This window comes from Rhodococcus sp. NPDC019647 (genome assembly GCF_044389235.1).
Lineage (GTDB): Bacteria > Actinomycetota > Actinomycetes > Mycobacteriales > Mycobacteriaceae > Rhodococcus_F > Rhodococcus_F oxybenzonivorans.
The window spans coordinates 35,683-61,012 of the sequence record NZ_JBIRXS010000017.1; the positions used below are offsets into that span (position 1 = coordinate 35,683).

The 25,330-nt window shown below is 64.2% G+C and carries 23 protein-coding genes and 1 pseudogene; 10 read left to right on the plus strand and 14 right to left on the minus strand.

Features of this window, described 5'->3' with window-relative positions; genetic code table 11:
• Positions 1-130 precede the first annotated feature (130 nt).
• Positions 131-286: a hypothetical protein gene (locus ACH49N_RS25295; protein WP_358275362.1), complete on the plus strand. Its 156-nt coding sequence runs from the start codon at positions 131-133 to the stop codon at positions 284-286.
• A 147-nt stretch (positions 287-433) separates the two neighbouring features.
• On the opposite strand, the gene ACH49N_RS25300 is transcribed toward ACH49N_RS25295, so the two are convergent.
• The 11 genes from ACH49N_RS25300 to ACH49N_RS25350 all read right to left on the minus strand — a co-directional run bounded on the left by ACH49N_RS25300 (position 434) and on the right by ACH49N_RS25350 (position 12,300).
• Positions 434-1,426: a nitronate monooxygenase gene (locus ACH49N_RS25300; RefSeq protein WP_358275360.1), complete on the minus strand. Its 993-nt coding sequence runs from the start codon at positions 1,424-1,426 to the stop codon at positions 434-436.
• Positions 1,427-1,463: 37 nt separating this feature from the next.
• Positions 1,464-2,222: an enoyl-CoA hydratase/isomerase family protein gene (locus ACH49N_RS25305; RefSeq protein ID WP_358275359.1), complete on the minus strand. Its 759-nt coding sequence runs from the start codon at positions 2,220-2,222 to the stop codon at positions 1,464-1,466.
• A gap of 4 nt (positions 2,223-2,226) precedes the next feature.
• Positions 2,227-3,507, minus strand: a complete 1,281-nt coding sequence (locus tag ACH49N_RS25310) for a cytochrome P450 (protein WP_358275357.1) — start codon at positions 3,505-3,507, stop codon at positions 2,227-2,229.
• Entirely contained in the window at positions 3,504-4,226 is a 723-nt protein-coding gene (locus ACH49N_RS25315; protein ID WP_358275355.1) for an enoyl-CoA hydratase-related protein, read from the minus strand. The genes ACH49N_RS25310 and ACH49N_RS25315 overlap by 4 nt, the downstream gene beginning before the upstream one ends.
• A complete protein-coding gene (locus ACH49N_RS25320; RefSeq protein ID WP_358275354.1) occupies positions 4,226-5,029 on the minus strand; it encodes an SDR family oxidoreductase in 804 nt (267 codons plus the stop codon). The genes ACH49N_RS25315 and ACH49N_RS25320 overlap by 1 nt, the downstream gene beginning before the upstream one ends.
• A gap of 75 nt (positions 5,030-5,104) precedes the next feature.
• Positions 5,105-5,875, minus strand: a complete 771-nt coding sequence (locus ACH49N_RS25325; protein ID WP_358275420.1) for an SDR family NAD(P)-dependent oxidoreductase — start codon at positions 5,873-5,875, stop codon at positions 5,105-5,107.
• A gap of 266 nt (positions 5,876-6,141) precedes the next feature.
• Positions 6,142-6,897 carry an SDR family oxidoreductase gene (locus ACH49N_RS25330; RefSeq protein ID WP_358275352.1) on the minus strand — a complete coding sequence of 252 codons (756 nt, stop codon included), beginning with the start codon at positions 6,895-6,897 and terminating at the stop codon, positions 6,142-6,144.
• A 231-nt stretch (positions 6,898-7,128) separates the two neighbouring features.
• Entirely contained in the window at positions 7,129-7,917 is a 789-nt protein-coding gene (locus tag ACH49N_RS25335; RefSeq protein ID WP_358275351.1) for an SDR family oxidoreductase, read from the minus strand.
• 120 nt (positions 7,918-8,037) lie between these two features.
• A complete protein-coding gene (locus ACH49N_RS25340; RefSeq protein ID WP_358275349.1) occupies positions 8,038-9,141 on the minus strand; it encodes a Rieske 2Fe-2S domain-containing protein in 1,104 nt (367 codons plus the stop codon).
• A gap of 72 nt (positions 9,142-9,213) precedes the next feature.
• Positions 9,214-10,860 carry an AMP-binding protein gene (locus ACH49N_RS25345; protein ID WP_358275347.1) on the minus strand — a complete coding sequence of 549 codons (1,647 nt, stop codon included), beginning with the start codon at positions 10,858-10,860 and terminating at the stop codon, positions 9,214-9,216.
• A 42-nt stretch (positions 10,861-10,902) separates the two neighbouring features.
• Positions 10,903-12,300, minus strand: a complete 1,398-nt coding sequence (locus ACH49N_RS25350) for an MFS transporter (RefSeq protein ID WP_358275345.1) — start codon at positions 12,298-12,300, stop codon at positions 10,903-10,905.
• Positions 12,301-12,531: 231 nt separating this feature from the next.
• Here ACH49N_RS25350 and ACH49N_RS25355 point away from each other — a divergent pair, with 231 nt between their 5' ends.
• Positions 12,532-13,677: a CoA transferase gene (locus ACH49N_RS25355; RefSeq protein WP_358275343.1), complete on the plus strand. Its 1,146-nt coding sequence runs from the start codon at positions 12,532-12,534 to the stop codon at positions 13,675-13,677.
• Complete coding sequence (locus ACH49N_RS25360) at positions 13,661-14,398, plus strand: TetR/AcrR family transcriptional regulator (protein WP_358275341.1); 738 nt, start codon at positions 13,661-13,663, stop codon at positions 14,396-14,398. The genes ACH49N_RS25355 and ACH49N_RS25360 overlap by 17 nt, the downstream gene beginning before the upstream one ends.
• 26 nt (positions 14,399-14,424) lie before the next feature.
• Here the strand turns inward: ACH49N_RS25360 and ACH49N_RS25365 are convergent, their stop codons facing one another.
• Positions 14,425-15,393, minus strand: coding sequence for an alpha/beta hydrolase (locus tag ACH49N_RS25365; RefSeq protein WP_358275339.1), 969 nt, complete (start codon positions 15,391-15,393; stop codon positions 14,425-14,427).
• A gap of 47 nt (positions 15,394-15,440) precedes the next feature.
• Entirely contained in the window at positions 15,441-15,584 is a 144-nt protein-coding gene (locus ACH49N_RS25370; protein WP_358275337.1) for a hypothetical protein, read from the minus strand.
• A 205-nt stretch (positions 15,585-15,789) separates the two neighbouring features.
• Here ACH49N_RS25370 and ACH49N_RS25375 point away from each other — a divergent pair, with 205 nt between their 5' ends.
• Both ACH49N_RS25375 and ACH49N_RS25380 read left to right on the plus strand, forming a co-directional pair.
• A complete protein-coding gene (locus ACH49N_RS25375) occupies positions 15,790-16,815 on the plus strand; it encodes a ferredoxin--NADP reductase (protein ID WP_358275336.1) in 1,026 nt (341 codons plus the stop codon).
• Positions 16,816-16,848: 33 nt separating this feature from the next.
• Positions 16,849-17,460: a TetR/AcrR family transcriptional regulator gene (locus ACH49N_RS25380; protein ID WP_358275334.1), complete on the plus strand. Its 612-nt coding sequence runs from the start codon at positions 16,849-16,851 to the stop codon at positions 17,458-17,460.
• A 78-nt stretch (positions 17,461-17,538) separates the two neighbouring features.
• Here the strand turns inward: ACH49N_RS25380 and ACH49N_RS25385 are convergent, their stop codons facing one another.
• Entirely contained in the window at positions 17,539-18,195 is a 657-nt protein-coding gene (locus ACH49N_RS25385; RefSeq protein WP_358275332.1) for a TetR family transcriptional regulator, read from the minus strand.
• 228 nt (positions 18,196-18,423) lie between these two features.
• Here ACH49N_RS25385 and ACH49N_RS25390 point away from each other — a divergent pair, with 228 nt between their 5' ends.
• The 5 genes and pseudogenes from ACH49N_RS25390 to ACH49N_RS25410 all read left to right on the plus strand — a co-directional run bounded on the left by ACH49N_RS25390 (position 18,424) and on the right by ACH49N_RS25410 (position 25,203).
• Positions 18,424-19,452: a phosphotransferase family protein gene (locus ACH49N_RS25390; RefSeq protein ID WP_358275330.1), complete on the plus strand. Its 1,029-nt coding sequence runs from the start codon at positions 18,424-18,426 to the stop codon at positions 19,450-19,452.
• A 1-nt stretch (position 19,453) separates the two neighbouring features.
• Entirely contained in the window at positions 19,454-20,209 is a 756-nt protein-coding gene (locus ACH49N_RS25395; protein WP_358275329.1) for an SDR family oxidoreductase, read from the plus strand.
• A 17-nt stretch (positions 20,210-20,226) separates the two neighbouring features.
• On the plus strand, positions 20,227-21,543 hold the full coding sequence (locus tag ACH49N_RS25400; RefSeq protein WP_358275327.1) for an acyl-CoA dehydrogenase family protein: 1,317 nt from the start codon (positions 20,227-20,229) through the stop codon (positions 21,541-21,543).
• A gap of 1,281 nt (positions 21,544-22,824) precedes the next feature.
• A pseudogene (locus tag ACH49N_RS25405) lies at positions 22,825-24,324 on the plus strand (acyl-CoA synthetase); the annotation flags it as partial.
• A gap of 39 nt (positions 24,325-24,363) precedes the next feature.
• Positions 24,364-25,203 carry an enoyl-CoA hydratase/isomerase family protein gene (locus ACH49N_RS25410; RefSeq protein ID WP_397504788.1) on the plus strand — a complete coding sequence of 280 codons (840 nt, stop codon included), beginning with the start codon at positions 24,364-24,366 and terminating at the stop codon, positions 25,201-25,203.
• Positions 25,204-25,330 lie beyond the last annotated feature (127 nt).

Sequence of the window (25,330 nt, forward strand, 5' to 3'; positions counted from 1 at the left end):
TACAGTCGGCTCTTCATCGACGTGAAAATCCAGATCGACCCGGCATTTTGGTGGACGTCAACCCCTGATTCTCGGCAGTGCGTCGCGGCGGGCCCTCAGCCGTCACCTCTTCCATATCGATATGTTTCCCTTGAATGAGTCTTCGAACTACGCGGGGAGCGTCGCTGCTACCTCTATCGGCGACTCCGACGCCGAGATCGATTTCGCGACGACGATGACCGTCGCGGCTCAGATCCGCTCGGCTGCCGGATCCGTGGTCGACCTGATGACGCCGTCGGACAGCTAGTGGTTACACCGCCGGGGCATTGTCGACTACGCCCTGTGCTTCGGCCTGCCTAGGTACGTTCTTCGGCACGGTTATCGCTTCTCCCTTTGCGGGTCCGCGGGACTCCGTCACCGCCGCGCCTGGTGAAGTGTCGACGATCTCACGGTGTCAGACCGAGACGGGGGAATCCGTGGCGACCAGGTCGGATAGGCGGGACCGGATGAGGGACTCTGCGTCACCGACTATTCCGTTCACCAGGTCCGCGACCGTGGGTATGTCGTGGACCAGGCCCTGTGCCATTCCCGCAGTCCAGATGCCGTAATCCAGGTCTCCGGTGACGTACACCTGCCGTCCCCGCTTGCCCGCCACCAGATCACGAACATCGTCGAACGTCGCTCCGCCGCGCAGCATCTCGACCACTCGTTCGCTGACGGCATTGCGAGCCACCCTCGAGGTGTTCTTCAGCTCGCGGAAGATGAGATCGGTCTGACGGATATCGGCCTCGAGAATGTGGTTCTTGACGTTCGGGTGTATCTCGGCTTCGGCGGTGCACATGAATCGCGTGCCCATGTTGATGCCGTCCGCGCCCAGTGCCAAAGCGGCGACGAGACCACGTCCGTCCGCGAATCCGCCGGAGGCGATGATCGGGATTTCCAGTTCGTCCGCGGCTGCTGGGATCAACACCAGGCCGGGGATGTCGTCCTCGCCTGCGTGTCCCGCGCATTCGAAACCGTCGATACTGACGGCATCGACGCCGAGTTTCTGAGCGGAGACCGCATGGCGCACGGTTGTGCACTTGTGCACCACAGTGATTCCGGCTGCCTTGAAGTCGTCGAGGTGTTCCACCGGGTTGGAGCCGGCGGTCTCGACGATCTTGATCCCGGACTCGATGATCGCGCGCCGGTACTCGGCGTACGGTGGCGGCGAGATGGACGGCAAGATGGTCAGGTTTACGCCGAACGGTTCGGAGGTGAGTGACCGGCATCTCTCGATCTCCTCGCGCAGTGCTGCCGGGGTGGGTTGAGTCAGCGCGGACAGGAACCCCAGTGCGCCGGAGTTCGCCACGGCGGCCACCAGCGGAGCGGTTGCTACCCACTGCATCCCGCCCTGGACCACTGGGTGACGGGTGCCGACGAGATCGGTCAGGCTGGTTCTGATCATAGGAGCTCCAGTTCGATTCGAGAGTGCATCGTGACAGTCACGACTTCGTCTGTCCTTCTACGAAGGTGCGATGCTCATCGGAAGCCATGCTGTATCGCTCGGTCATCAGAGAGTGGCCGACGGGCCCGGTCAAACTCGATTCCAGGTACATATTGAGGGCACGCTTCGTGTCTTGGAGCGCACCCGGCGGCTGCGCGGCCAGACGGTGCGCGATTGTGGTGGCCTCGGAGAGAACGTCGTCACGTGGTACGACCCGATTGGCGATGCCCATCGACTTCGCCTCGTCGGCGCCGATACGCCCTCCCAAGAGCAGCATCTCCTTTGCCCGGAGCAGGCCGACATGCAGCGGCCAGGCCACCCCGCCGTCTCCACAAACCAACCCGACGGCGATGTGCGGATCGGCGATGAAAGCGGTTTCCGACATCACCACGAAGTCGCTGAAGGCGAGGAAGCTCGCGCCCAGGCCGACGGCGGGACCGTTGACGGCAGCGACAATGGGAAGCGGGAAGTGGACTAGTTCGACGAGAAGACGGCGGGCTTCATCGACATTGCGCCAGCGGCCTACGGGATCCAGCGATAGTTGCATCATCTCGTAGTCCCCGCCGGCGCTGAAGGCCTTGCCGGCTCCGGTAACGACCACAGCTCGCGCCTCGCTGTCGTCGGCGAGCTGTCGCCACAGCGAGAGAAATGCGTGGTGCATCGTGACGCTGGTGGCGTTACGACTCTCGGGCCGATTGAGTGTGACGATTCGCACGGGTCCGTCGGATTCGATGAGGATCTCGGGTTCCTCGGTCATGAGATCAGGCGCCTTCCGAATCGAGGTGTGGAGCGTCCCATCGGACCGGGAGGGTCTGACGACCCCAAAGGTGGAACTGAGGGATCCGCTCGGACTCCCCGTCGAGCCGAAGATGGGGGAGACGGGTACGGAGGAGCTCGAGAGCCCGGTTCCCTTCGGCGCGGGCCAGCGGCGCACCGAGACAGAAGTGTGCACCCCCACCGAAGGCCAGATGCCGACGGAGAAACTTCATGGGGCGGTCGAGGCGGAACTCGTCCGGATCCTCCCACTGTTGCGGATCCCGATTCGCAGATCCGAACAGCAGCATGACCTTCGACTTCTCGGGAATCGGGCAGCCGGAGACAGTCACGTCGTCGGCGGTGGTACGAAACAGTCCCAGAACGGGCGGATCCATCCGGAGACTCTCTTCGATGGCCGGTTGAATCAGTTTGCCGTCCTCCACGATCCGGTCCCACAGCGACGGCGTCGAGAGTAGGCGATATGTGACGTTCGTGAGCATCGAGGTGGTTGTGTCGTTACCCCCGGTGAGGGCGGTGGCCAGCACGTAGTCAATCTCGGAAGGCGTCAGGGTACGGTCACCGTACTTCTTGACGAGCATGAAGCTCAGCAGGTCGTTCGGAAGGACGGTTCCGAGGTGCGTCTCGTCGGGTTCCTCGATCGAGGCGCCTCGAAGCAGTTCCCGCCGGCGCTCGAGGTGTGGCTCAAAGTACGCGTGAAGTCGGCGGGCCGCGGGGGCTACACCGTTCTGTTCCGGAATGCAGAAGGCCCCAAGGAACTCGTCGGTCATCTCCTTGATCTCGAGTGCGTCCTCGGGGGAGACGCCGATGAGCTGCGCGATGATCCTGATCGGGAGCAACACCGCGAACTCGGATGCGAAGTCACCCTGTACCCGGTCGTCGGCTGTCATCTCGTCGATGAGATCGTTGATCGTCGAGTCGATGAGATCGGCGTAGACGACACCGGCATTGGCCGGCAACCAGGTTCGGAACAGCGCGCGGAAGGCACGACTGTCCTCGGCGTCTTGATTGAATCCGATGGCGCGGTGGAACTGGGGGCTGCTCCCGTACCGGGCAGACCATCGCGCGGCCTCGGCGTCGTTCAGGGCGGCAAAGATGTCCGAGAACCGGGTGAGGCTGTAAAACTCGGGCGAGAACTCGGCAGTGTGGCGAACGGGACACTCTTCTCGCGCCTTGCCGAACGCGACGAACGGATCGTCCGCGAACTCCGCCGACATCGGATTGAAATCTTCGTCCACCATCGAACCTGCGAAGTCGTGATTACTCATGTGGCTGTCTTCCATGCTCGGCCCCTCTTTTTGTGCTCCTGAAGTGCTGCTGCTTCCAGCTGTTGACCTTCCGCCGGCGATACCCGGTCGATCTCGACGCACAGTTGTTTGACCGTCGACGCCAAGTCGGGGTCCATCGCGGCGATCCGGCCCGCCAACGCGACCGCGTGCTGGTGGAGGTGCTCTGCCGGAACTACTTCGGTCACCAACCCGAGCCGCAGAGCGACGTCCGCCGGCAGCGGATCGTTTGCAAGGATCATTCTTCTGGCCCAGCTCTGCCCCACGGCCCGGGGCAGGTGAACGGTCAGCCCGCTTCCGCTCATCGCACCGATCTTCAGGTGTGTATCGCGGAACACTGCGTCAGGACTTGCGATCAGCATGTCGCATGCGAGGGCGAGTTCCAGTCCACCGGTGACCGCAGGACCGTTGATGGCGCCCACCAAGGGCTTCGGGAAGGAGTGCGCGCGCCGGATGGCGTCGCCGACGACTCCGCGGGGCGCATCCGGTTTGCTGAATTCGGCGAGGTCGAGGCCGGCGCAGAAGCCCTTCCCTGCGCCGATCAAGACGATGGAGTGGACTGCGGTCTCCGTTGCCGCTCTGTCCATCTCGGCGACCAGCCGACGCGCGAGCGTGCTGGTGAGTGCGTTGCGTGCATCGGGTCGATTGAGGGTCCAGACTTCGACGCCGCCGGGCTGTCCCTGGACAAGTAGCTCGCTCATCAGTACGAATCCCAGAGAACGGAGTACCCACCGTCGACATTAACCGTCTGCCCGTTGATGTAGCCGCCTGCGTCGGAAGCCAGGAGCAGGGCGAGACCTGCGAATTCGCGCGCCTCACCTACTCGTCCCGCGGGGCAGCGATCCAGATACCGGCGCAGCCGACCCTCGTCGGACAACACCGCCTCAGCCTGGCGCGTCTCGAACAGCGCTGGCGCGATTGCATTCGCGCGAATCCCGTGTTTTCCATACTCGCACGCGAGATTGCGGGCCATCTGTGCCAAGGCTGCCTTGGTGATGCCGTAGGGGCCGTTGTCCGAACTTCCGAGGGTCGATCCGATGACGGACGACGTGAAGATGATCCTGCCCCACCCCTGATCCACCATGTGTGGCAGCACATCGCGACAGAACCAGTGGGCCGACATGATGCTGCTGTCGATGAACTTGGTCAGAGTGCGATCCTCGAGGTCGGTCGTTTCGCCGACCCAGATGTTCATTCCGGCGTGCAACAGCAGCGCATCGATCTGTCCCACCTCTGCACGTGTCCGGGCCATCAGGTCGGTGACCGAGTCACGGTGGCCGATGTTGGCCACGATCGGGTGGGCGCGGTCGGCGCCGACCGCCTCGTTGACCTGGGCGGCCGCAGCGCCGGTACTTTCGGTGTCACGCCCGACGATGACTACGTCGGCACCGTGTCGGGCGAGTTCGTGAGCCGCGGCGAGACCCATGCCGCGAGTGGATCCGGTGACGAGGGCGACGCGCCCTGTCATGGAGAAGATGTCTGAGTCGGTAGAGGCGATTGCCATCGCGGCGACGTCCTGTTCGTAGGGAGTTTTGCGTCGGTGTCGGGTTATGGTCGACAGGAACTCGGTGGACACCGGTCAACGTGGGGTGAAGCGCTGCGCGCCGTCGAGGCGAACGACCTCCCCGTTGAGGTAGTGGTTGGTCAGCATGCCGAGCGCGAGATCCGCGAACTCCGATGTTCTACCAAGCCGTTTCGGAAGGGGAACGTTGGAGCGGAACTTCTGCAGTGCCTGCTCGCCGACGGTTTCCATCGTCGCTGTCTGCATGGTGCCAGGGGCGATCGTGTTGAGTCGAATACCGAAGGTGCCGAGGTCGCGGGCACCGGCCAGCGTCAGTCCGATGACGCCGGCCTTCGCCGCCGCATAGGCGCTCTGGCCGATCTGCCCCTCGTACCCAGCGATCGACGCCGTTTGAACTATGGCACCGCGCTCGCCGTCGTCGTCCGGATCATTGGTGGCCATGTGCGCGCTGACCAGTCGCAGAACGTTGTAGGTTCCGGTGAGATACAGGTCCAGCGTCCTGGTAAATCCGTCGAGAGTGGCCGGGGAACCGTCCCGCTGGACGATGCGCTCGGCAACGCCCCATCCGCCGTGGGCAAGGACGGCGGAACGCAGGTGGCCGAGACGGGATGCGGCCTCGATCGCCGCCGAGACACTGTCGGAATCGGTGACGTCGGTGCGTGCGTACACCACGGAACCACCCAGCTCGTCGACCAATTCACGGGACCGGTCGTCGGCGAGGTCGGCGATGACCACTGCTGCGCCGTGCTCGTGCAGTCGACGGACCACCGCCTCGCCCAGGCCCCCGGCGCCACCGGTGACAATGGCAGCGGTGCCGGACAGATTCATCGAGGTCATGGTTTCCTCCCTTCGTCTCGATTCGTCCGGGTGTGGATCGCGGTCGAGCCGCGACGCCCTCAATAAGACAAACTATCTACCGGATTAACTTCGGTCAAGACAGACGGCATGTGCCTTCCGGAACCCGAGCATGGTCCACGACGAGGTCACGCACCGGGCGTGGGAGGCGCACGGTGCGTGACAGGGTCGGGCGCGGAAGGGGCGGACGTGTGGGTGAACGGCGGCGACGCGGTTCCGAGGTCGATGCCTTCCGGTGATTACCGGAACTTCGACCGGCCCCCGTCGGCGAACAGCGTGCGTCCCGTCATGTAGTCCGAGTACGGACTGCTGAGGAACACGACGATACGGCCGATGTCGTCGACGGGGTGCCCCATGCGCTTGATCGGACGCTCTAGCATCTTGTCGAGCTGCTCGTCGCTGAGACCGGCCTTGACGCGTTCCCACGCGGGTGACGAACCCGTCGGGACGATGACGTTCACGGTGATGCCGTACCGCCCCCACTCTGTTGCGACCGCCTTCGTCAGGCCACGAACCGCTTCCTTCGCAGCCGCATAGGTGGCCATGGTAGCGCCACCTTCGGTGCCCGCGTTCGAGCCGAAATTGACTACTTTCCCGCCCCTTTCGCGGAGGTGTGGGAAACATGCCTGCATGCAGTTGAACGTTCCGAGAACCGAGGACCGATAGGCATCGAGGAGGTCGTCGGAGGTGGCGTCTTCGAAGGGCACGAATCGGAGGGTCATCGCGTTGTTGACGAGTATGTCGAGCCTGCCGAACTCGGACACAGTGGTGGCCACGGCGGCGTCGACCGCAGTGCGGTCCCGGACATCGCAGGCGACGGCCAGGGCGGAGCGGCCGGCTGCGGTGAGGTCGTCGGCCACCTTCCGTGCGTTGGCGGGCGAGATGTCGGCGATCACGACGGCTGCGCCGTCCGCGGCCAGTGCGTGAGCGGTTCCTTCACCCAAGCCCTGCCCCGCACCCGTAATCAAGGCGACCTTGCTATCCAGTAAACCCATTGTGATTCCTCTAGATCGACGTTGTGACGTGGTCATGGATGCCTGAGCGGCAGGGCGGTCCGTATGGGTACGTATCGGTACATCGAGATTCCGATATCCCAGATGCGTCAGTCACCCGCCGCGTTCGGTCGGGCGTGTCCGGCATTGGCAAGGTCAAAGTCGCTCTTGGATGCCATGGCCCAGTCGGCGAAGGGCAGCTGCGGCATTTCCGGCCGATGTCCCCGGCAGCAATCAGGAGGTCGCGGGCAGTCCGAAGCCGGGCACCAGCCTGCGGTGCGTGTCCTGCAGTCCGGCGATGTAGGCGTCCGGATCGGTCGCCCGCAGGGCATACTCCTCCATTACGGGCGGGTAGGTGGTCGAGAGGAAGCGGTCACTTTCGATGAGATCGATCAGCATCGTCGCGGCGGCCTCCGATGTCACCGCGGTGCGGACGGACTCCCGCACGTATTCGTTGTCGTCCGCATGCGCAATGAGCATCGGGGTGAGCATGCCCTTCGGGCAGAAGCAACTGGTGATCACCCCTCGCGGACCGTAGGTCATGGCCATCCACTCGGCGAGGGCGAGTTCGGCGTGCTTGGAGGCCGCGTAGGCGGCCGACATGGGGTTGGTTGTCAGCGCGTTGGCCGAGGCGACCATGGCGAAGTGTCCCTCGCCGCGCTCGATCCAGGCGGGAAGCAGGGCGCGGGTGGCGTACACGACTCCCATGACGTGCACATCCCACATCCGCTGCCAGATACCTTCATCGCTGAAGGGGGTGGTCTGCGCGCCGATCCCGGCGTTGTGCACCCAGATGTCGACGCCACCGAGTTGATCGACGGCGGCGCGGATCTGTGCCTCATCGGTGACGTCGGCGGTGATCGGGATCCCGCCGACCTCGGCAGCGATTTTCTCCGCTGCCTCGGCGTCGAGATCGATTACCCCGATGCGCGCGGCGCCTCGTTCACGGGCGATGCGGCAGGCCTGCGCGCCCAGTCCTGCTCCGCCGCCGGTGATCGCGACTATACGACCGGACAACTTCATTTCGATTCCTTCACTGGTGGGGACGTCTGGGCTGATCCCGTGGTCCGAGGCTCACTGCGGCCACTGTGGGTGCCGAAACAGTGGTGGGCGCCCTGGAAAGCCTGGGTACCCACCACATGATCAGCGTGCGGCGCCCTGCGCTTCGAAGGCCGCACGCTCGGGCACATCGGGGCTCGCGTCGGTTCCGGCGGTCTGCAGGTGCGGAGTCGACGCACTGCCGAGTTCGCCGTCCGGGTAGAACTGCATGGCCCACTTGCGGATTGCACGGAAGCCCTTACCCTCGGCGGTGGCCAGCGCCGGCGGGTCGGAGTACTTCTGGTGCTTCCAGATGACGATATCTGCCTCGAACTGGTTGTTGGCGTAGCGCTGCCGTCGCTCGAGCGATGCCGGTTGGTGCGGAGAGTCGTCGCCAGGGATTCGGTCCAGCCACACCGATGACCGGATGTCCGAGGTCTCGTCGTCGACCGGAGTTACGGTGACAATCACCCGCTGGTTGTCCGGGCCCTCGAACGCGGCCATGCCGATACCGATACCGATGTTGATCACGTGGCCGAAGCCGTGGACGGCCCCGTTCGGTGTGAGCACCGTCTTGTCCTTTGTTGCACCGAAGACCATCTCGAAATCCACGTAGGCGATTGGTCCTTCGAATTCCTGGCGGAGGGATACCGGTAGATTGGCGGCACGATGCACGAACTTGAAGTGTGCGAGGTCGACGCTGTTTTCCATCACGTACTGCGGGTGAAGCTCGAGGCCGGAGTAGGACAAGGTGCCCTCCGGGTAGGTGCGGTAGAAGTCCTTGGCGGTGCGGCCGTCCGAGTAGGCCTCGAACACATCCAGCACGTCGAAGAACGGTTCGCGCCCTTCGAGGTCATGCCAGATGTAGACGCTTTCATTCTTCTCGACCACCGGCCACGTGCGCATTCGACGCGTCGGGTTCGGACGACCCTGGTAGGGGATGCATACGTTGCGTCCCTGCCCGTTCCACTCCCATCCGTGGAATGGGCAGACGATCCGGTCTTCTTCGACCCGGCCGCCATGACCGAGGTGGGCGCCCAGGTGCTCGCAATAGGCGTCCATGACTGTCAAGTTTCCGGAGGTCGACCGCCAGGCAACCATCTCCTGACCGAAGTACTTCATTCGATGGACTTGGCCGGGTTCGATCTCGGCGGACCAGGCAACCTGGAACCAGCCGGTGGGTTTCATCGACAATGCAGGCTTGACCATGTTTACGTTCCCTTCGAACTAGTGCGAAATAGGCCGCTGTCGGCCGGTGGAGTCAACGACTCTGGTTGGGGCTTATCGCGTCGGGCTCCAGTCCGGCGCCTCGACGAGCCTGTCCCAAGCGTCCTCGGGAAGGCCCTTTTCCCGGAGCTTGTACTTTTGCACCTTGCTGGTCGGTGTCATCGGGAACTTCTCGACCTGGTGGACGTAGCGTGGGACGAAGAAGTAGGGAGCATGTTCGTCGATGTAGCGGCACAACGCGAGCGGGTCGATCGTCGTCCCGGGCTTCGGGAGCACGTAGAGCAGCAGCTCGTACTCGTGCAGCTGGGATGCGTACTCGATGTCGGTGGGTCGGACACCCACCGCGGCGGTGTCCAGGACACCGGGGAAGGCTCGAGCAATGTGCTCGACCTCGAAGGACGACAGGTTCCGGCCCTTGAACCGCAGCGAGTCCTTCTTGCGGTCGACGAAGAACATCTCGCCGTCCGCGTCCTTTCGCCCCAGGTCGCCGGTGTGGTACCAGAGATTGCGGAAGGCCTCGGCGGTCTTGTCGGGTGCGTGGAAGTAACCGTTGAAGATGGTGAAAGGCTGGCGAGGCCGGATGCAGAACTCGCCGACCTCGTCGACACCGACCTCCCGATCGTAAGTATCCAGAAGCGCCGTTTCCACCAGATCATCCGGCTTCGGGACGCCGCAGGCTCCTGCCTTCAGGCCCCAGTCATCTCGGTACATGACCGCGCCCAAAACCTCGCTCTGCCCGTATCCGGAGAACACGGTCTCGATACCCCAGCGCTTCTTGGCCACCTCGATCAGATCCGGCACCGGCGGATTCATCACTAGACTGCGCAGGGTGTTATCGCATTCCGCGGCACTCGGCTTCTGCTGGGACAGGAACACATGCATCGTGCCCAGCATCATGGTGTGGTGCGCGTCGTAGAACCTGATCCGATTCCAGTAGTCGCGCACCGAGAAGCGCTTGTCGATACCCGCCTTCGCGCCCGTGACCAGGGCCGCGTAGACGTTCATCGACCAACCGCTGGAGTTGTACATCGGTACGCAACCGTAGAAATTCTCACCTTCGCGCACGCCACCACGAATATCGTTGTGGTGCAGGGCATGGGAGATCCAGGCGTTGTGCGGCTGCTCGACGCCCTTGGAGCGGCCGGTGGTCCCAGAGGTCCACATGATCGAGTTGGTGTCACCGTAGTACCACTCCGGGGTGGTCGTGATCCCGGCATGCTCAGCGAAATCGACCAGCCGGTGCACGGTGACACCCGGGAGCCGGGTGTCGAGATCGGTCGGAAGATCGCCATTCACGACCAGATGTTCGAAATTCGTCTCGGCCAGGCTCGTGATCGTGGGCAGCAGGTGGGCGTCGACGACCAGAACGCGGGATCGGATGTCCTGCAACAGCTCCTGCAGCCATTCGCCGCGGTACTCGGTGCTGACCGGCGACCACATAGCGCCGGCCTGGTTGGCCCCGAAGGCGGTGATCGCCATCTCGGGCGAGTTGTCCATGAACATGGCGACCGTGTCACCCCGGCCGACCCCGAGCTCGGACAGCGCTCCTGCGTAGCGCCGGGATCGTTCCCACACCTCGCCGTAACTGTGAGTGCCGTGTTCTCCGGCCAGGAAGATCTGGTCCGGTACGGCCTCTGCTTGTCGGCGCAGGACGGTGGTAACTACCCGCTCGTCTGGGTCGGTGAGGTTGACAAGGTGCATGGGGGCGAGCCTCTCGCAGGGAAGGATCTTGAAGGGAGGAGGTTAGGAACTTGGCTCAGCCGATCGGGAGCTGATGCTGCCGCGCAATCCGAGGCCGAGGAGGGCGATGGTTACCCACGCGGCCAGCAGGACCCAGCCGATGATGCCGGCGCCGTACGCGTGGAGCGCGGCCGCAACGGTGAAGGGGAAGACGATGCTCCACAGTCGGCCGGAGGAGTATGCCGTGCCAGCACCGGTCGAGCGTAGTGCCGAGGGGTACTCGTCCATCATTGCAGCATTCAACACTGGCGAGAACCAGGCGATCAACACGAAGTGGACGAAGGCCATCACCGCGATGACTCCGGCCGCCGGCACGATGCCGAAGAGCAGGCCAACGATGCCCGCGACCACTGCGACGCCGAAGAACTGGGCCTTACGAGGCAGCCGGTCGGCGAACGTGAAGGCGAGGAGCATGCCCACCGGGGCACCGACGATGGCGACCATGGTGATGGTGAGTAGCGTCTCGCTGTCGAATCCCCGCATTTGCAGGATGGTCGCCAGCCAAACCGAGAACACCTGGGTAACAGTCGAATACACGATCCATATCGCCATGAGGATGATGGTCGGCCGGAGCAACTTCCCACGGAAGGCTGCGCGCCAGCCACTGCCCTGAACCGATTCCTCCTCCGCGGCGACCGCGGCCATACTGTGCTTGACCACCGCTGGGGGGAGGGCGGTGCCGACGGCCTGCTCGACGCCGCGCTCGAGCCGTTGAAGCTCTCGCTCGGCATCCTCGGGACGGCCCCGGGAGAGCAACCACAGCGGCGACTCGGGAAGGCGGAACAGCAGGCCGAGGGCGAGCAGGCCAAGGCCACCGATGGCGAACAGCCAACGCCAGGCGTGGGGATCCAGCGGAATGATGGTCCGGCCCAGTATCGCCACCGTTGCGCCGCCGATACCGCCGAAGAAGGCGGTCAGGGCGACACGCGAGCCGCGGCGGTGGACGGGCGAGACCTCGACGAGGTAGGTCATAGCCACGACGAAGATGATGCCCATACCGATCGCGGTCACCAGGCGGAGGACGCCGAAGGCTATCAGGCCGCTGGCGAAGACGTGGGCGAGCGAGCCCAGGGACGCCAGGACGAGGCCCGCTCGCAGGATGGGCAGCCGTCCGTGCCGGTCGGCCACTCGGCCACCGATCAGCGCGCCGATCAGCATGCCGGTGAAGGTCACGGAGACCAGGGTCGCGATGTTGTTGAGCGAGAAGCCTTCCGCGGTCCGCATCGCTGGGGCCACAATCCCGAATGCTGACTGGTCATAGAGGTCGAAGAAGTAGGCGGCCGCGGTGGCGACCATGATGCGCAGCGCAATGCCCTTGGCGGGGAGTCGGGACAGGCGTGCGGCAATTGAGGCGGCATCCAGTGAGGCCGGAACGGTCTCGCTGGTGGGGGTACTCGACATTGATCGCTCCAGTGGGGTGAGGTAACCGAAGAGTGGAGGGGTTGCCGAAAAGGGCGCTCGTTCTTGTGACAAAACGGGCGTCCTCGAGCGGTGTCTGCATCGACTCGAGGTGGCGGAGGCTGGGGGGATTCGGTCGAATCCCACGAACCAGATCTAGTCGCATCACTCCAAGCGATGTGATCTACGCTACTGACTTGACAGCTATGTCGCAAGTGCAACATTGTTGTCACCATGAATGGATACCAACCACTGGCAGGCATCAAGGTCCTCGATCTGGGGATTCTCATTCCTGCGGCATTGACCTCCGGAAAGCTCGCTGCTCTCGGCGCCGATGTGGTGAAGGTCGAGCAGCCGCCCGCCGGCGACCGCATCCGCAAGATCCCCCCATTCGCTCCCGACGGCGGCAGCCCCCAGCACATGAGCCAGAACTGGGGTAAACGGTCGATCGCGCTGGACGTCCGGAACGAGGCCGACCGGGAGACGCTCATCGCCCTGGTGCGGGCAGCGGATGTTGTCGTCGAGAATCAGCTCGCGGGTTTCTGGCTGGAGGCGGGTGTCGACTTCGCCGAGCTCCGGAAGGAGCGACCGGAGTTGGTGATCTGCTCGATCACCGGTTTCGGGCAGACCGGCCCCTGGGCAGGCCTGCCTGCGCACGGCCTCAATGTCGACGCCCTCGCGGACGGGATCAACCTCGTCTGGGAGGACGGCAGGCCGCACCGCGGCTGGGCCTTCACGTCGTGGGGCAACGAGCTTGGTGCGCTGTCGGCGGTGGCCGGCACATGTGCGGCGATCGCGTCCGTCCGGGCCGGTGGCGAGGGTGCCTGGGTCGACGTATCCTGCTGGGATGCCCTGGTCGAGACCCATCGCACCGAGATCGCGATGACGCACCGCACCGGCAAGGCATTCTCCTATCGGGACACTCCGCGACAGGCGCTCTACACCACCTACCTGTCCTCGGACGGAGTGCCGATCCTCATCGGCGCGCTCGAGCATAAGTTCTGGAAGCGTTTCTGTGCGGGCATCGGCCGGGAGGACCTGGTATCCCACCACGAGGGCGGCGAACTCGAATACGGTGACGCGGATGCGGCCCTCGAAGCAGAGCTCGAAACCGTGTTCGCAAAGGAGGACGCGGCGACCTGGATGGAGCGCTTCCGAACCTGGGACGTGCCGGGCGGACCAGTGCTCGATGTCCAGGGCTTCATGGCAAGTGATCACTTCGCCGCCCGCGAGATCATGTCGGGGCCGGAGGGTGAGTGGCCCACCGTGGCCACCGCGATCCGATGGCACCACACCGGAACGCGCGCCGGCGACAGCCTGAATCCCCCGCCGGACTTCAACATGCACGCGGATGGGATCCGCCGTGACTGGCTCGGCTGAGCCCGCCGAGGCCCGTGACCTCGGCCGTTCGTCAGCGCGCACGGAGCTGATGAGGGCCGAGGTCCGGCGCGTCGCGGCGGAGGTGTTCGCCACCCGCGGGTCCGACGCGACCGGGCTGCAGGACGTCGCGGACAGGATGGGAATCAGCAGATCCGCCCTGTACCGCTACTTTCCGAGTCGGGACGCTTTGGTGAGTGAGATCGTCGCCGAGCACGCCGAGCGGGCGGCGAAGATCATGGCCGAGACCATTCCTGACAGCTCGCCGGAGGTGCGGCTGCACGACCTGGTCCGGAGCCTCGCCTCCTTCGCGATAGAACACCCACAGACGACGCGGATGGTCGACACTATCTGGCCGGTGCTTCCGGAGGCCGCCCAGGCGATCGTGCGAGACTTCAACCGGTCGTTTTTCGCCTCGCTGCGCAGCGTTATCGTGGTCGGAATAAGGACCGGGGTTTTCCGGGAGGTCGACCCCGGTGTGGCGGCGCAGACGATGGCCTCGGTGACACGTTCGCTGGCGATCTGGTTCGATGCCGACGGCCGACTCAGCGCGGAGCAAGTCGCCGAACAGATCGCTTCGATCGCGGTGGCCGGGTTGCTCGCCCCGTCGGCGGCGACGTCGGCGGTGCTGGATTCGGCACAACGGGCAGCGACGGCAGTCCGATCCGAACTGGACCGACTCGAGCGGATTCTCGGGCAGGCGAGGCCCGTCGACGACGCGTAACGATGTGCGAGCGGTCGGTACGAGGATCATCGTTCTCGCACCGACCGCTCATTCGTAGGTCCGGCAAGCAGCTGTTCCGCGAAGGACAGCACGCGCAAATGGTACGAGCGCGCACCGAATCCCAGGGATAGATTGTGTCCCGAGCCCGGAACCGTGAACAGCTCCGACCCGGGACGCCGGAGGATCTCTGCGGCCCGCGTGGAAACCTCTGCGGCGGATGCCATGGTGGATTCGAATTCGGCCACCGCGAACTGCACCGGAACATGCGCTTCCGAGAGCAGCTCCGCCAGCAATTCGGGCGCGTTCGCCGCATCCGCCATCTCGCCGGACGGCACCCGGGAGACGACCTCGTGGAGATGCTCGCGCAGTTGAGACGGGTAACTCCCCTCCGGTCCCAGCCAGTCATCCGGGTCGCGCGGGGCGCCGGGTGGCCGCCGGATGGTCGTTCCGCTGGCGTCGACGGTGGCATGCATGGCCCGCTGCTCCGCGGTGTACACCAGTGGTGCGCCGCCGACGGCGACGCCGAGCAGTCGGATGTCTCCGGGTCCTCGCTCGATGTGACGGGCGAGGTGCAGTGCGGTGATGGCTCCCAACGAGTGGCCGACGAGGAGCATGGGGGCGCCGGCGGCGAGCCGAGCTGCCACTGCTCGCAGCAGCCCGGCCTGCGCAGCGAGGTCCAGTCGGCGTTCCTGGAGGCCGGTCGATGCCCCGTACCCGGGGCGATCCAGCGAGACCGCGCGCCAACCGGTGGCGGCGGCGAGCGCGAGGAGAGAAGATTCCGGGCACACCGGGGAGTGGAAGTACGCCGCACCGGATCCGCCGCCGTGCAGGGCGACGAGCAGCCCGCGAGGTGACCCCGCCGGCTCGGCGGTGATTCCGGACAGCGTGCCGTACGCCGTGTCGATTCGAATCGGTCGCGGCGGGTCGCCGACGCCACCGGAGGAGGCGAGGCCAATGTCACGGGTGCCCATGTCAGGGTCGGTGAAGAACGACACGTGAATTACCATACCATTGTGGACTAATTTGTAATAGGAGATGGAAGTCATTCGGGGTCATCCGATCCCATGATGCGGCGCACGGCGTACCGGACCGACTGGTCGGGTGTGCGCCCTCGTCTGATCCGGCCCGGGTTGCCGAGATGGCACTCGCGGGTATAGAGGCGGACCTGCTGCGCATCGTGACCCATCGGGACAGTGCGGCTCGTCGCCGCCTCGCCACGATCGCGGCGGACTTGCCGGACTGACTCGGAAATGCGGAGGCGCTGGGGTCCACGGGCATGCCCTCTCCAGTTCCGATGTGCCTCACCGATACTCGTCCCTATGAATTACTAGACCACTTTGGTATGCTTTTTCTGAGTCCGGATGAGTATGGAGAATCGCTAGGAGATGGCCATGAGCAGGACAGCAAAGTCATTGCGGTTGCGGGTCGCAGATGTCGTGCACGAGACGCCGGATGCGGTGTCGATCCTGTTCGAGGAGGGTGGTTCTGCCCTCGCTTATCGCCCGGGTCAGTTCCTGGTATTGCGAGTGCCTAGCGAGCGGACGGGCTCGGTTGCCAGGTGCTATTCGCTCGCCAGCTCGCCCCACCGTGAGGAGCCGGCCCGGGTGATCGTTAAGCGCACGCCCGCCGGCTATGCGTCGAACTGGTTGTGCGACAACATAGCAAGCGGAGACGAGCTGGACGTACTTCTTCCGTCTGGTGCGTTCACTCCGAAGTCACTGGATGCGAACCTGCTGTTGTTCGCGGCGGGCAGCGGAATCACCCCGATCCTGTCGATCGCGAAGTCCGTGCTCAGCGAGGGCGGCGCTGTCGATCTCTTCTATGCGAACAGGGACGAGGCCTCGATCATCGCGGCCAGTGAGTTGCGATCGCTCGAGGCCGAGTTTCCCGAGCGCCTCATGGTGCACCACTGGCTCGAATCCGTTCAAGGGCTGCCTCGATCACACACGCTGGCCCGAATCGCCCAGTCGTTCCCAGACCGGGAGGCGTACACCTGTGGCCCGAGCCCCTTCATGGAGGCAGTTCGTGTGGCCTGGACTGCGGCGGGGCGTGACCGGTCCTCTCTGCATCTCGAGGTGTTCACCTCCCTCAGTGGAGACCCATTCGAGGAATCGGTGACCGTCGAGGAGATCGATGGTGGCGAGACGGTGCCACTCGAAGTGAGCGTCGACGGCGCGACCCACGACCTGCAATGGCCAAAGGGCGTCACGCTGGTCGACTTCCTGCTGACACGGGGCATCGAGGTCCCCTACCTCTGCCGCGACGGCGAGTGCGGAACCTGTCTGGCGACCTGTTCGTCGGGGCAGGTGACGATGGCGGGTAACAATCTGCTGGAGCCGGAGGACGTCGCGAACGGTGATGTGCTGGCCTGCCAGCTGGTGTGCGCCGGGGATGAACCCGTCAAGGTTGTATTCTGACGCGGCGCTGGCGGGACGCGACTCGGAGGTGTAATGACAGGCGAAGCGGGGACACGGAAGGCCGTCGTGCACCCTCGTGTGGGACGGCCGCGTGACTCGTCGCTGCAGGAGCGACTGCTGCGGGCGGCTCGCGAGGAGTTGACGGACCGAGGTGTCGCAGGCTTCAGTATGCGTAGCGTGGCGAAACGGGCCGGCGTCGCGCGATCGAGTCTGCTGCTGCGCTGGACCGAGGCGGAGGCGCTGATCGTCGACGCGATCGACGCGATCGTCCTGCCGGAGATTCCAGAATTGCCCGGCACCCTCCGGGGGGACCTGCTGGTGCTGCTGGGCGCTATCGCCGATCAGATGGGGACCGAGACGATGGACCTCCAGATGCGGGTGATGGCTGATGCGAGCTCGAACCCCGAATTGCTGGCTCGTTTCCAGGAGCGGTTGCTGCACCCCACTGCGCGGCGGTTCGCGGAGGTCCTTCAGGCGGCGGTCGACCGTGGTGAACTCGCGGCCGACGTCGATCGGGCACTCTTGGCGGACAGCCTGGTCGGGATTGTGTACATACGGACAATGGCCTCGCCGAAACGCAGGCCGCCGGGTCCGCAGGCGCGACGAACTCTGATCGACCGGATGCTTCGGATGGTGCAGCGCTGACCCGGATTACGCGCCGGGCGAGTTAGGCGTCCAGCGGTCAGATCCGCCCGAGGCGGGGCAATCACGCGCGGGGCGCGCTCAATCGGTCAAACCGAGCAGATCGATCGCGGCAGCCACGATCGTGCTGGGGTCATCCTCGCCGGTGGAGCGCGCCCAGCAATTCCACCCAGTTGCGGCCGCGGCGGACACGGCCGCGGCCAGAACGGTTGGCTGCAGGTCTGAGGCAGCGACATCCATTCGTCGGGCCAGCTCAGCGACCACCGAGGTGTCGGTGATCGTCTCGCCCAGGTCCTTGGCCCAGATGGCGGTCGTGGTCGCCAGGAGCCGTTCGAGTGCGTGGACCTTGGGCCGTTCGCTCTCGGGAACGTGCGAGCTCTCGAGGTAGGCGCCGCGCAGGGCAACGAGTGGGGATTCGTCGCTCGGCCGCGCCTCGAACAACCGCAGAAACCTCGCGGAGAGCGAGTGGCGATATCGACGTAGTACTGCCTCTTTGGACGGGAAGTATCGAAAGAACGTCCGCTCTGACATCCCAGCGGCGGCGGCCACCTCTTCGACGGACACCGCGTCGTAACCGCGGTCGAGGAAGAGGTGCAAGGCGATCCGGGCCAGATCATCCTGTACCCACTGTCGGCGGAGCGCGCGCAAGTTCTGCGGCATCGACTGATCGCCATGCGAGCCGTCGGGTCGAAAGCCGGCGGCGGACTGCAGATCGGACGTCAGGTCATCGCGCTGCATTGTCCTCGTCACTTCCCTTCGCGGTTGCTGGGCGGCAAGTCGCAAGTCTGTCATTGATCGTCGGCGGGGAGGACCGGCGAATCACTTGACTCGATGTCATACACACAATAATGTCAGCCTCTGTCAACTTGTGTCAGTCACTGTCAGCGGCTGGCAGTCACTGTCAAATAGAACCTTTCTGGAGGTCCGGTGTCGGCTTCGAGTGGAACCACTGAGGACGCGGTCGTGATGGATGATCCCCAACTCGACCTGGCGGCCCTATCCGCCTGGGCGGGCGATGCGCTGGGCGTTTCGTCCGAGCCCATCAGTGCGACTCGGATCGGCGCGGCGACAGGCATCGCCAACGCGCTGTACGAGCTGCGGCGCGGCAACGATGTCTTCGTTCTCCGTCGTCCGCCCGCGGTGCTGAATGACAAGAGCGCGGGCGACACGGTCCGGGAGTGGCGAATCCTCCAGGCTCTGGAGGGCACGCCAGTTCCGCACCCCACGCCGCGGTTGCTCTGCGAGGACGCCACAGTCATAGGTGCCCCGTTCATGATCATGGACAAAGTCGACGGCTTCACGCCGGGATACGAGCTGGCCGAGCCGTTCCATTCGGATCCGAGCTTGCGGCGTGGTCTCGCCGAGGCATATGTCGACGGTCTGGTCGAATTGGCCGCGGTCGACTGGCAGGCCCGCGGGCTCGGAGGGCTGGGAAAGCCGGAAGGATTCTTGGAACGGCAGGTGTCGCGCTGGCTCGCGCAGCTGGATCGGTACCGCACCCGAGACCTGCCCGAACTGGACTTTGTCACGGACTGGCTCGAGCGCAATCGGCCGACCATGAGTCCCGCCGCGATTTTGCACGGCGACTACAGCCCTTTCAATGTGATGGTCGCGCCCGAACCGCCGGCCCGACTGGCGGCGATCATCGACTGGGACACGGGCACCATCGGCGATCCACTGCTCGACATCGGTCACCTTCTGGCTCGCTGGACAAACCCCGGCGAGGAGCCGGTCCTGACTTTGCAGGCCGGCGGTGTCGATCACTATCCCACTCGCGCCGAGCTGGCAGCCCGTTACGCGGAGCGCTCCGGCCGGGATCTGTCGGCTCTGCCGTACTACCAGTGCCTGGCGCTGTTCAAGCTCGCGGTCATCCTCGAGGGTCGCGTCGCCCGGGCGGTGGCGAACGGGGTTCCCGACAAGGACAACACCATGGCGCCGCTCGTGGAGCGCCTCATGGTTGCCGCGGCGGAGTTCGCGCGCGAAGAAAGGATCTGAAATGAATGAGTTGGCGGGAAAGGTTGCGATTGTCACCGGCGGCAGCCGGGGGATCGGCCGTGCGATCGTCGAGGGGTTCGCCGCCGCAGGCGCGGATGTCGTGATCGCCAGTCGCAAGTTCGACGCATGTGCAATTGCGGCTGAGCAAATCGCCGAGAAATTCGGAGTCCGCGCATTTCCGGTCGCTTACCAAGCCGCGAATTGGGAGGAATCCGACCACCTCGCCGAGACGATCGACCGCGAGTTCGGTCGGTGTGACGTGCTCGTCAACAACGCGGGCATGACCCCGCGCTATCCGGATCTTCTGTCCATCGACGAGTCCTACTACGACAAGGTCGCCGGGGTGAACCTCAAGGGTCCGTTCCGGCTGTCGGTTCTGCTGGCCGAGCAGATGAAGGCAGGCGGCGGTGGCTCGATCATCAATATCAGCACTATTGGAACGCTCCGGCCCGGAACCGACGAGCTGGTCTATGCCTGTGCGAAGGCCGGACTAAACGCGCTGACCGTCGGTCTCTCGGGTGCATACGGGCCCACAGTCCGAGTTAATGCCCTGCTCCCGGGGCCGGTTGCCACCGACATTTCGGCCGGGTGGAGCGATGAGCTTCGCGCCCGCGCGGTCGAGGGGATGCCGCTGGCTCGGATGGGCACCCCGGAGGACTTCGTAGGACCGGCCCTCTGGCTGGCCACACCGGCATCGGCCTTCGTTACCGGCACCCTGATTCGGGTCGACGGCGGCCTTTACCGACAGAACCCCTGACAAGGAGTAGTGCAAGTATGTGGAATTTCAGCACGGAACCTGAGTTCGAAGAGCAGCTGGAGTGGATGCGGCGTTTCGTGGTTGAGGAGGTCGCCCCTCTCGACCTGCTGTGGCCGCACGATCACCATCGGACGCCTCCGAAGTGGCTCAAGGATGTCATCGACCCGCTCAAGGACGAGGTCCGCAAGCGTGGGCTGTGGGCCTGTCACCTGGGCCCGGAGCTGGGCGGCCAGGGTTTTGGGCAGGTGAAGCTCAGCCTGATGAACGAGATCCTCGCCCCGTACCAGTGGGCACCGACCATTTTCGGGGTGCAGGGGCCGGACACCGGCAATGCTGAAGTCATCGCGCACTACGGCACCCAGGAGCAGAAGGACCAATACCTACAGCCGCTCCTCGATGGCGAGCTGTTCTCCGCCTTCTCGATGACCGAGCCGCAGGGTGGTTCGGATCCCACAGGCTTCCGCTGCCGGGCAGAGCGAGACGGCGATGGCTGGGTAATCAACGGCGAGAAGTTCTTCACCTCGAACTCCGAGGAAGCCGCCTTCCTCGTGCTGCTGGCCGTGACGGATCCCGAGGCATCGACCTACAAGCGAATGTCGATGTTCCTCGTCCCGCGGGATACCCCGGGAATCGAGACGGTTCGCCGCACGCAGTTCATGGGTGAAGCCGAAGACGCGATGGATCACGCACTCGTTCGCTACACGAACGTCCGGGTTCCCGCTGAGGGTCTGCTCGGTGAGCCCGGCCAGGGCTTCGAGATAGCACAGACCCGGCTTTCGGGTGGTCGCATCCACCACGCCATGCGTGGTGTCGGCCAGGCACGCTACGCCTTCGACATGGGCTGCGAGCGAGTGCTGAGCCGGATCAGCCGCGGCTCCCACCTGGGGAACTTCCAACTGGTGCAGCAGGCGATCATGGAAAGCTACGCCCAAATCGAACAGTTCCGGCTGTTCGTCCTTCGGACCGCCTGGATGATCGACCAGGGGCATGGCTACAGCAAGGACATCCGACGCGACATCGCCGTCGCAAAGGTGCTGTCTGCCCGTGTGGTGCGCGATGTAGTCGAGCGGGCGATGCACCTGCACGGCGCGCTGGGAGTCTCCAACGAAATGCCGTTCGGTGAGCTGTGGGCCCTGGCGGCTGCGTACGGAATCTGGGACGGCCCCACCGAGGTGCACACGATCACAGCGGCTCGCCTGATTCTTCGGGACCATAAGCCGGCGCCGGGCGACTACCCGACCGAGTGGTTGCCTGCGCGGGTCGAGGCCGCGCGTGCCAAGCACGCCACAGCACTCGCGGCGCAGGCTGCCACCGAGGCCGAGGCACACGCGTAAGGGACTTGAAAGGGCAATTCGCCCATTCCGACACCGGACCCAGCCGGGGTAAGTGTTGTCGGGCCACCGCCCGAAAGCCTGTTGGCCCGACAGCATTGGAGTGTTTTCAGCTATGAGGGCTCCTCCGATGTCAGCATTGACGCGCGCAGACAATGTCGTGCGTGTCCCGATGTGCGTGGGCGTGGGTTCGGCAGATGACGATTTGCGATAGCGTCGGATGCCAGGCGCTGAATTAAGTGGCGGTCCATCGTCGAGAAAGCCGTGCGGGAAACTCTCCGCATCAACGAGTGCGAGCCGGACTCGAGGATCCTTGCCGTGGTTGCGGAGCATCTAGTGCGTCGTGGGATGAGTACCTTGACTGCCACGGTGAAAACGACAGGCGTCCCCCGGCATAGCCCTCGCTGGGGTAGGACTCTCGACGCGTTAGCAGACTTCTTCAGTCACGATCAGAGGGGTGAAATCCCGTGAACTCTCGTGAGTATCGCCAATTGCGTCAGAGGCGTCGAGCCGCCTTGCTCGCGGCCAACCGCAAACGCAATCACCGTGACATCGAAGCGGAGCGCCTCATCGAGTTCGCCGTCAAGTGGGCGCCGTACGGGGGGGCGACCGAGGAAGAAATCCTTGTGCACTTTGGAATGACGCGGTGTCGATTTATTGAGCGATTGTGGCAGGTTATCCCCGAGTCGAACTGTGTCGACGACGAAATGAGCCGTTTGGCGAGCGCGTACCCTACCGATAGGTAGGGTTCCTCCTTCGTTCCCTCAGCAGTCGGCGATCTCTTTCATGGGTTAACAAATAATTGACGATCCGGCAGGTCCCGCGAACGAGGCATCAGAGTTAAAGAATCAGGTAGGAAGACGTGTGGCAGAGCCGTATCGACCATGACATTCTCGACTTTGCGCTTCTCTGGGATCCGCTTGGTCTGCGTGCCCGGGAAGGCAATGCAACTACGTTCTCCATAGAGATGAGCGAGTGCCACCAGAGACTCCGAGGTGCTGCGAGGCTCCAGTTAGCCCACCTTCGGAAATGGACCGCCTCTCCGCCGCACATCTATGGGTCGTCGGCGCATGCAGTGCGCGCGCAAGATTCCGCAACGTCACCACAAGAGGTGACCGGCTCGTCGGTGACAACCCGACCGTTAAATGCCTTACCCCACGCCGCACTAGGAGCACAGCCGGCTCCGGCACTCCTTACTGCAGTGGCTGGCCCGGGTGCCGGCCCGCTTCGAGTCCAGGCTGCCCCGGATCCCCGCACCCATATCTAGGAAGGAGCGGAATCTTGATGGACACCGATGTCCTGACCCGTTTCGACGGCAACCGGGCGGCGATCATCGTCGAACCGGACTTGCACGTGGTGACGTTCGCCGAGCTGGAGGCACGGTCGAACCAGATTGCGCACTACCTCCGCGAAGCAGGTCTACGTCCGGGCGATCGAATTGGCATCATGTCCGAGAACTCGGCTGAGTACCTCGAGATCGCGTGGGGAGCCCAGCGTGCGGGGCTCTACTACGTCGGGATCAACACCCATCTAACCGCCCCAGAGGTGTCCTACTTGGTCGCCGACAGCGGTGTGCACGTGCTTTTTGTGTCTGCTCGCTTCGTGGACCTGGCTGAGAATGTCCTCACCGCCCCAAACCTGCAGCCACGCCGGATCGTTATTGGTGACCGCTGCGAGGACTGGGAGTGCTATGCGGACATACTGACTAGCTACCCGACGACACCGATCGATGACGAGTGCGAGGGTGACTTCCTTCTGTACTCGTCGGGCACGACCGGACAACCCAAGGGGATCAAACGCCCGCTACCAGGCGGACCGATGGGCACCTATTCCGATCTGCCCGGCCGGTGGTTGCGGGAAACGCTCGGATTCAATCCTGGCGACGTCTACCTTTCTCCCGCGCCGCTCTATCACGCTGCGCCGCTGGCGTGGTCGATGTCGACCCATCGCAGCGGCGGCACGGCAGTAATATTGCGCAATTTCGATCCAGAGCTCTCGCTCCGGACCTTGGAGAAGCACCAGGTGACCCATAGCCAATGGGTGCCGACCATGTTTGTCCGCATGCTCAAGCTGCCCGAAAAGGTGCGCACAGGTTATGACCTCTCCAGGCTGCGCCATGTGATCCATGGAGCAGCGCCGTGCCCAGTCGAGGTGAAACACCGAATGATCGAGTGGCTCGGCCCGATCCTCTACGAGTTCTACTCCAGCACGGAGGGCATGGGTGCGACCGCGATCACTTCTGAACAGTGGCTGCTCAAGCCCGGGTCTGTCGGGCTTCCGGTGATGGGAACGCCCTACATCAAGGACGAGGACGGCAATACGCTCCCAGCGGGTGAAGTCGGCACGATCTGGTTCACTGGTTGTGAGCAGTTCGAGTACCACGGAGACCCGTTGAAGACTGCGGCCAGTCGCGACTCGAATGGTGGTGTCACGGTAGGCGACCTCGGATATCTGGATGAGGATGGTTATCTGTTTCTCAGCGATCGTCGCCCGCATCTAATCATCTCCGGTGGTGTGAACATCTATCCACAAGAGATCGAGGACGCACTCGTGCTGCATCCGCGGATTCTCGATGTCGGCGTCATCGGCCTTCCCGACCAGGAGATGGGTGAACGCTTGGTCGCGGTCGTTCAACCCGTCTCGAAGGACGATGTCGAGGGGTTAGCCGAGGAGCTCCGTGCCTACCTCAGGGAACGGTTGGCCGGGTTCAAGGTCCCCCGCGAGTTTCGGATTGTCGACGAACTACCGCGGACACCAACTGGAAAGCTACGCAAGCATGAGTTGAGGGACCAGGTCATCGCCCCTGAACTCGCTGGCGGCACCGTGCTGACCCAATGGCCCAGAACCTTCGACGGAATCCGAGTAGACGTCAACGACCGTGTCGCCACACTGACACTGGACCGCGAAACGCACCGCAACGCCTGGACCATTCCCATGGTTCGAGCTTTCAGTGATGCCCTCCGCCGCTGTGCTCACGACGATGAAATTCGAGTCGTGGTTCTCACCGGGGCCGGCGACTCGTTCTCCGTAGGCGCGGACCTTGCGGCAGGACTAGAACCCTCTTCTGACACGGCGACGAACCCGTCAGATGTACTCCAGAACTTTTTCACACCACGTGATCTCGACAAGCCCGTCATTGCAGCGATCAACGGCGATGCGATCGGTATGGGAGTCACGCTCAGCCTCCTGTGCGACATTCGCATCGTAGCCATCGATGCGCGCCTGGCAATCCCGATGACCCGTCTCGGGGTCATTCCGGAACTGGGCTCCCACTGGACTCTTCCACGGATCGCGGGCCTGGCAGTCGCCTCAGATCTACTCCTGACAGGTAGACGTTTTTCCGGCGCGGAGGCCGAACGCCTGGGAGTATGCAGTCACGCGGTACCCAGGGGCGAGGTGCTCGAGAGGGCTCTGGAAACGGCCAAGGACATAGCGAACCACACAGCACCTCGTGCCGTCGGGCTCGCCAAGCGACTCATGCTCGATAGCCTGGAGACCTCGTATGGGCCGTCGTTCGCACGAGAGTCCGACTTGTTTGTCGCCCTCGCGCGCGAGCCAGATGCGGCGGAAGGGGTGGGCGCGTTCCTCGAGAAGCGTGCACCGCGCTGGACTGGGAGCGTCAACCGCCTTTTGCCGCAGGTGGGCCCCTCGGACTTTGAGTAGTTCGAGAAACCTGGTTTGGACACCACCTCGCGCGACGCGAGAGCGCGGCGCCGCGTTGGCCACCCGTAGTGGTCCTGCATCAAGGGCGGGGTCGTGGTGAAGGTGGTGATGAACCATCTCGGGTTTC

What these genes read in the sequence shown, in the direction of transcription:
- ACH49N_RS25300 (WP_358275360.1), bottom strand. Translation starts at nt 1,426, where the DNA reads ATGATCAGAACCAGCCTGACCGATCTCGTCGGCACCCGTCACCCAGTG.
- ACH49N_RS25305 (WP_358275359.1), bottom strand. Translation starts at nt 2,222, where the DNA reads ATGACCGAGGAACCCGAGATCCTCATCGAATCCGACGGACCCGTGCGA.
- ACH49N_RS25310 (WP_358275357.1), bottom strand. Translation starts at nt 3,507, where the DNA reads ATGAGTAATCACGACTTCGCAGGTTCGATGGTGGACGAAGATTTCAAT.
- ACH49N_RS25315 (WP_358275355.1), bottom strand. Translation starts at nt 4,226, where the DNA reads ATGAGCGAGCTACTTGTCCAGGGACAGCCCGGCGGCGTCGAAGTCTGG.
- ACH49N_RS25320 (WP_358275354.1), bottom strand. Translation starts at nt 5,029, where the DNA reads ATGGCAATCGCCTCTACCGACTCAGACATCTTCTCCATGACAGGGCGC.
- ACH49N_RS25325 (WP_358275420.1), bottom strand. Translation starts at nt 5,875, where the DNA reads ATGAATCTGTCCGGCACCGCTGCCATTGTCACCGGTGGCGCCGGGGGC.
- ACH49N_RS25330 (WP_358275352.1), bottom strand. Translation starts at nt 6,897, where the DNA reads ATGGGTTTACTGGATAGCAAGGTCGCCTTGATTACGGGTGCGGGGCAG.
- ACH49N_RS25335 (WP_358275351.1), bottom strand. Translation starts at nt 7,917, where the DNA reads ATGAAGTTGTCCGGTCGTATAGTCGCGATCACCGGCGGCGGAGCAGGA.
- ACH49N_RS25340 (WP_358275349.1), bottom strand. Translation starts at nt 9,141, where the DNA reads ATGGTCAAGCCTGCATTGTCGATGAAACCCACCGGCTGGTTCCAGGTT.
- ACH49N_RS25345 (WP_358275347.1), bottom strand. Translation starts at nt 10,860, where the DNA reads ATGCACCTTGTCAACCTCACCGACCCAGACGAGCGGGTAGTTACCACC.
- ACH49N_RS25350 (WP_358275345.1), bottom strand. Translation starts at nt 12,300, where the DNA reads ATGTCGAGTACCCCCACCAGCGAGACCGTTCCGGCCTCACTGGATGCC.
- ACH49N_RS25355 (WP_358275343.1), top strand. Translation starts at nt 12,532, where the DNA reads ATGAATGGATACCAACCACTGGCAGGCATCAAGGTCCTCGATCTGGGG.
- ACH49N_RS25370 (WP_358275337.1), bottom strand. Translation starts at nt 15,584, where the DNA reads ATGGGTCACGATGCGCAGCAGGTCCGCCTCTATACCCGCGAGTGCCAT.
- ACH49N_RS25375 (WP_358275336.1), top strand. Translation starts at nt 15,790, where the DNA reads ATGAGCAGGACAGCAAAGTCATTGCGGTTGCGGGTCGCAGATGTCGTG.
- ACH49N_RS25380 (WP_358275334.1), top strand. Translation starts at nt 16,849, where the DNA reads ATGACAGGCGAAGCGGGGACACGGAAGGCCGTCGTGCACCCTCGTGTG.
- ACH49N_RS25385 (WP_358275332.1), bottom strand. Translation starts at nt 18,195, where the DNA reads ATGCAGCGCGATGACCTGACGTCCGATCTGCAGTCCGCCGCCGGCTTT.
- ACH49N_RS25390 (WP_358275330.1), top strand. Translation starts at nt 18,424, where the DNA reads ATGGATGATCCCCAACTCGACCTGGCGGCCCTATCCGCCTGGGCGGGC.
- ACH49N_RS25395 (WP_358275329.1), top strand. Translation starts at nt 19,454, where the DNA reads ATGAATGAGTTGGCGGGAAAGGTTGCGATTGTCACCGGCGGCAGCCGG.
- ACH49N_RS25400 (WP_358275327.1), top strand. Translation starts at nt 20,227, where the DNA reads ATGTGGAATTTCAGCACGGAACCTGAGTTCGAAGAGCAGCTGGAGTGG.